Annotated in this window: 5 protein-coding genes; 1 reads left to right on the top strand and 4 read right to left on the bottom strand. The window is 70.7% G+C overall.

Annotation, left to right across the window (positions count from 1 at the left end):
• Positions 1-128: 128 nt before the first annotated feature.
• The 3 genes from QH283_RS17690 to QH283_RS17680 form a co-directional block, all read right to left on the bottom strand.
• Complete coding sequence (locus QH283_RS17690; protein WP_280504095.1) at positions 129-2,507, bottom strand: excinuclease ABC subunit UvrA; 2,379 nt, start codon at positions 2,505-2,507, stop codon at positions 129-131.
• 65 nt (positions 2,508-2,572) lie between these two features.
• Positions 2,573-2,983 carry a VOC family protein gene (locus tag QH283_RS17685; protein ID WP_280504094.1) on the bottom strand — a complete coding sequence of 137 codons (411 nt, stop codon included), beginning with the start codon at positions 2,981-2,983 and terminating at the stop codon, positions 2,573-2,575.
• Between the two features lie 5 nt (positions 2,984-2,988).
• Positions 2,989-3,390, bottom strand: coding sequence for a helix-turn-helix transcriptional regulator (locus QH283_RS17680; RefSeq protein WP_280504096.1), 402 nt, complete (start codon positions 3,388-3,390; stop codon positions 2,989-2,991).
• A gap of 522 nt (positions 3,391-3,912) precedes the next feature.
• Here QH283_RS17680 and QH283_RS17675 point away from each other — a divergent pair.
• The gene (locus tag QH283_RS17675) at positions 3,913-4,131 is read left to right on the top strand and encodes a hypothetical protein (RefSeq protein ID WP_280504093.1); all 219 of its coding nucleotides are present in this window, start codon (positions 3,913-3,915) and stop codon (positions 4,129-4,131) included.
• 50 nt (positions 4,132-4,181) lie between these two features.
• Here QH283_RS17675 and QH283_RS17670 read toward each other — a convergent pair.
• A partial coding sequence (locus QH283_RS17670; protein WP_280504092.1) for an alkaline phosphatase D family protein occupies positions 4,182-5,432 on the bottom strand: 1,251 nt, incomplete at its 5' end.

Below are 5,432 nucleotides of genomic sequence, written 5' to 3'. Positions count from 1 at the left end.
CCCCCCCCCCCCCCCCGGGGGGGCCCCCCCCCGGCCCCCGGGGGGGGGGGGGGGGCGCGCCCCCCCCCCCCCCCCCCCCCCCCGCGGGGGGGGCCCCGCGCCCGCACCCGTAGGGCAGGCCGGGGGCCTCAGCCCGCGATGTACTCGGCGAGGTGCTTGCCGGTGAGGGTCGAGCCGTCGGCGATCAGATCGGCTGGGGTGCCCTCGAAGACGACGCTGCCGCCGTCGTGGCCGGCGCCGGGGCCGAGATCGACGATCCAGTCGGCGTGCGCCATGACGGCCTGGTGGTGCTCGATGACGATCACCGTCTTGCCGCCGTCGACCAGGCGGTCCAGCAGAGCGAGCAGATTCGCGACATCGGCCAGGTGCAGACCGGTGGTCGGCTCGTCCAGGATGTAGACCTCGCCCTTGTCCGCCATCTGGCTCGCCAGCTTGAGCCGCTGGCGCTCGCCACCGGACAGGGTGGTCAGCGGCTGGCCGAGGGTGATGTAGCCGAGGCCGACATCGGTGATGCGCCGCAGGATCTTGTGCGCGGCGGGGGTGCGGGCCTCCCCGGAGCCGAAGAACTCGGCGGCCTCGGCGGCGGGCATGGCCAGCACCTCGCTGATGTCGCGGCCGCCGAGCCGGTACTCGAGCACCGAGGCGTCGAAGCGCTTGCCCTCGCACAGCTCGCACACCGTGGACACGCTCGCCATCGGGCCCAGGTCGGTGTAGACCACGCCCGCGCCGTTGCAGGTGGGGCAGGCGCCCTCCGAATTCGGGCTGAACAGTGCGGGTTTCACGCCGTTGGCCTTGGCGAAGGCTTTGCGGATCGGTTCGAGCAGGCCGGTGTAGGTGGCCGGGTTGGAGCGGCGCGACCCCTTGATGGCCGACTGGTCGACCACCACCACGCCCTCGCGCTTGGCCAGGTTGCCGTGGATGAGCGAGCTCTTGCCCGAACCCGCCACACCCGTCACCACGGTGAGGATGCCGGTGGGGATGTCGATGTCCACGTTGCGCAGGTTGTTCTGGTTCGCGCCGCGGATCTCCAGCGCGCCGGTGGGTTCGCGGACGGTGTCCTTGACCGCGGCGCGATAGCCGAGGTGTCGGCCGGTGCGGGTGTCGGACTCGGTCAGTCCCGCCACATCGCCCTCGTAGCAGATGGTGCCGCCCTCGGTGCCCGCGCCGGGACCGAGGTCGACCACGTGGTCGGCGATGGCGATGGTCTCCGGCTTGTGCTCGACCACCAGCACCGTGTTGCCCTTGTCGCGCAGGCGGATCAGCAGCTCGTTCATGCGCTGGATGTCGTGCGGGTGCAGGCCGATGGTCGGCTCGTCGAAGACATAGGTGACATCGGTCAGCGCGGACCCCAGGTGGCGGATCATCTTGGTGCGCTGCGCCTCACCGCCGGACAGTGTGCCCGCGGGCCGGTCGAGGGACAGATAGCCGAGGCCGATCTCGACGAAGCCGTCGAGGGTGTGGCGCAGGGTGGTCAGCAGCGGCGCCACCGAGGGCTCGTCCAGTCCGCGCACCCATTCGGCCAGGTCGGTGATCTGCATGGCGCACACGTCGGCGATGGACTTGCCGTCGATCTTCGACGAGCGGGCCGCCTCGCTGAGCCGGGTGCCCGCGCACTCGGGACAGGTGGCGAAGGTGACCGCGCGGTCGACGAAGGCGCGGATGTGCGGCTGCATGGCCTCGCGGTCCTTGGACAGGAACGACTTCTGGATGCGCGGGATCAGTCCCTCGTAGGTGACGTTGACATTGTCGACCTTGATCCGGGTGGGCTCCTTGTAGAGCAGGTCGTTGAGCTCGCGCTTGGTGTACTCGCGGATCGGCTTGTCCGGGTCGAGGAAACCCGAGCCCATGAAGATGCGGCCGTACCAGCCGTCCATGCTGTAGCCGGGGATGGTGAGCGCGCCCTCGGCCAGCGACTTGGAGTCGTCGTACAGCGCGGACAGATCGAAATCGGAGACCAGGCCCATGCCCTCGCAGCGCGGGCACATGCCGCCGGTGATGGCGAACTCGCGCCGCTCCCTGATCTCCTGGCTGCCCTTCGTCACCGTCACCGCGCCCGCGCCGCTGATGGAGGCCACGTTGAACGAGTACGCCTGCGGACCGCCGATGTGCGGGCGGCCCAGCCTGCTGAACAGGATGCGAAGCAGGGCGTTGGCGTCGGTGGCGGTGCCGACCGTGGAGCGCACATTGGCGCCCATGCGCTCCTGGTCGACGATGATCGCGGTGGTCAGCCCCTCCAGCCGGTCCACCTCCGGCCTGGCCAGGGTGGGCATGAAGCCCTGCACGAAGGCGCTGTAGGTCTCGTTGATCATCCGCTGCGACTCCGCGGCGATGGTCCCGAACACCAGCGAGCTCTTGCCCGACCCGGAGACACCGGTGAACACCGTCAGCCTGCGTTTGGGGATCTCGACGTCGACGTTCTTCAGATTGTTCTCGCGCGCGCCCTGCACGCGGATCACATCGTGGGTGTCGGCAACGTGCGGGGCCTTCTTCGTGCTGGCCGGGCTCATCGGGTCTCCATCGGTCGGCGGTGGGGCTGGTGGTCTCGGGCGGGGGAGTCGCTGATGCGAAAGAGTCAGCGGCGCTGCTGGATACGGATCACGTTGCCCGCCGGATCGCGCAGCGCGAAATCGCGTACGCCGTACGGCTGGTCGATCGGCTCCTGCACGATCTCCACGTCCTTGCCCTGCAACTCCTCGAAGGCGGCGTCCACGTCGGTGGAGGCCAGCAGCACCGAGCCGTAGGTGCCCTTGGCCATCATCTCGGTGATGACCCGGCGCTCCTCGTCGGTGATGCCGGGATCGGCGGCGGGTGGGTGCAGCACGATGGAGGTGTCCGGCTGACCGGGCGGGCCGACGGTCAGCCAGCGCATGCCGTCGTAGCCGACGTCCTGGCGCAGTTCGAAGCCGAGGGCGTCGCGATAGAAGGCCAGCGCGGCCTCGGCGTCGTCGTGGGGGAGGAAGCTGGAAGCGATGCTGATGTTCATGGCGATCACGCTAGTTCCGGTCCGTCGGGCCGCGCTTCTCGATTCCTGACCGGTCTGGCGACCTTCTTGATCACCAGCGTGGGCAGGTCCAACGGCGCCTGCGCGGCCTGCTTGCGGTAGGCGCTCGGGGAGACGCCGACCAGTTCGGTGAAGCGGGTGCTGAAGGTGCCAAGCGACGAACAGCCGACCGCGAAGCACACCTCGGTGACGCTCAGGTCGCCTCGGCGCAGCAGGGCCATGGCGCGCTCGATGCGGCGGGTCATCAGATAGCTGTACGGGGACTCGCCGTAGGCGGCGCGGAACTGCCTGCTGAGGTGGCCGGCCGACATGTGCGCGTCGCGGGCGAGGGCCTCCACATCGAGCGGGCGGGCGTACTCGCGGTCGATGCGGTCGCGCACCCGGCGCAGCCGGGCGAGATCGCGGAGGCGCTGTTCGGAACCGGTCTTCGCGTGGCCGGTAGTCGCGTGGCTGTTGTTCGCGGAGCCGGTCTTCGCGTGGCCGTTGTTCGCGGAGCCGGTCTTCGCGGAGCCGGTCTTCGCGTGGCCGGTCTTCTCGGAGTCGGTCTTCGCGGGGCCGTTCATCTCGGGGCCAGTCGTCTCGGGGCCAGTCGTCTCGGAGCCAGTCTTCCCGGTCACCCTGCCCATCGTCGCACATCCGCGGCGGCCCGCCGGGTGGGCATCACCCGCGCGTCGGGGCGCGGCTCGGCACGTTCGGCCCCCGGCGCGGCGGGCCGAATGTCACGCCGGGCCCGGCGAAGGTTTCGAGATCGTTGAAACCGGACATTTCTCCTGTAGCCGGGGCTATTCTTTGCCCACCGAAGCTCGGCCCCCACCGACGCCTCGGCCCCCACCGAAGCCTCGGCCCCACCCGAGGCGGCCCCGGTGCGGCCGGCCGGGCCGGGATCGGTGTCCGTCGCTCAGGAGGTCACGATGTCCAAGCACATCACGGCTCGCTCGATCTGGCGATACTTCATGCGCGGATTCCTCCTCTACGGCGCGGGGGTCGGCGGCCTGATGCCCTGTTACGAGGAGTGGTTGCGACGCGTCGAGGACGAGGAACGCATCGAGGCGGCCGAACGCGAGGCGCGGTGGGACTGGACGGTGCCGCACCGCTGGTACGACGCCGCGCACGGGCCCACCCAGGACTGAGGACGAGCGGGCGTCGGAACGGCGGCCGCGGCCGGTGCAGGCGCGATGATTCAGCGCCCGCCGGGGACCGCCGCCCGTCCGGCCGTCGGCGCGGCCTGCTCGGCATCCGCGACCACCCCCGGCGTCCCGTGCTCGACCACATAGGTGGCGCGGGTGTGGATCGGCGCGCCGGGGCGATCGATGTAGGGCAGCACCCGGAAGTCGTTGCGCCACAGCCACCGGTCCAGATCCACTCGCACGTAGCCGCGCTGGGAGTTGAAGAATCGCAGGTCGGGATTGGCCGACAGCAACACCCGGCCGATGTCGGTCAGGTCGCGGCCGTTGCCGCCGGTGGTGATCGAGGTGCCGGTGAACTCGGCGGCGACCACCGGTGAGCCCGGGTCGGCGTAGTCCGCGCGCAGGTTCGAGGCCATGTTCTGGTGGCGGTCGCCGGTGATGACCACCAGGTTGTCCACCCCGTTGCGAGCCGCCGCACCGAGCACCAGGTCGCGGTCGGCGGTGTAGCCGTCCCAGGAGTCGGTGGAGAACTTCAGGCCCGGACCAGGGTCGATGTCGGTCTCGCCCATGCCGACCTGATTGCCGAGGATCTGCCAACGGGCCGTCGAACTCGTCAGCCCGTCGAGCAGCCAGTCCCGTTGCGCGACACCGAGAATGGTGCGGCGCGGGTCGGCGGCCTCCGGGCAGTCGGTGGTGACGTCCTCGTCGCACACCTGCGCCGAACGGTACTGGCGGGTGTCGAGCATGGTCAGCTCGGCCAGCCCGCCCCAGCCGAAGCACCGGTGCAGGTGCATCGACGCGCCCCGCGGCATCTGGGCCAGGCGCAGCGGTTGGTGCTCGTACATGGCCTGGAAGGCGGCGGCCTTGCGGCGGCGGAACAACGGCGGCAGCCGGTGGATGTCGATGCCGAGACCGGGGTGGTCGGCGGCCCAGTTGTTGTCCACCTCGTGGTCGTCGAAGGTGACGATCCAGGGGAAAGCGGCGTGCGCCGCGCGCAGCGGGGCCTCGGCCTTGTTCAGGGCGTAGCGCAGGCGGTACCCGGCCAGGTCGGTGGCCTCGCCGGTGAGGATCTGCGGCTGGTCGACCCGCGCGTGCCGCCAGCTCTTCTCGTAGATGTAGTCGCCCAGGTGCACCACCAGGTCGAGGTCCTCGGCGGCCATGTGCTCGTAGGCGGTGAAGTGGCCCGCACTCCAGGCCTGACAGGAGGCGAAGGCGAACCGCAGCCGGTCGAGGGGGGCGCCCCCCCCCCCCGCGGGGGGGGGGGGGGGCCGCCCGGGGGGGAACAGACCCCCCCCCCAGACGCA

Source organism: Nocardia farcinica (assembly GCF_029867845.1).
GTDB classification, from domain to species: Bacteria; Actinomycetota; Actinomycetes; order Mycobacteriales; family Mycobacteriaceae; genus Nocardia; species Nocardia farcinica_A.
The sequence above is the reverse complement of the archived record's forward strand: the minus strand, read 5'-3'. Positions and strand labels throughout refer to the sequence as shown.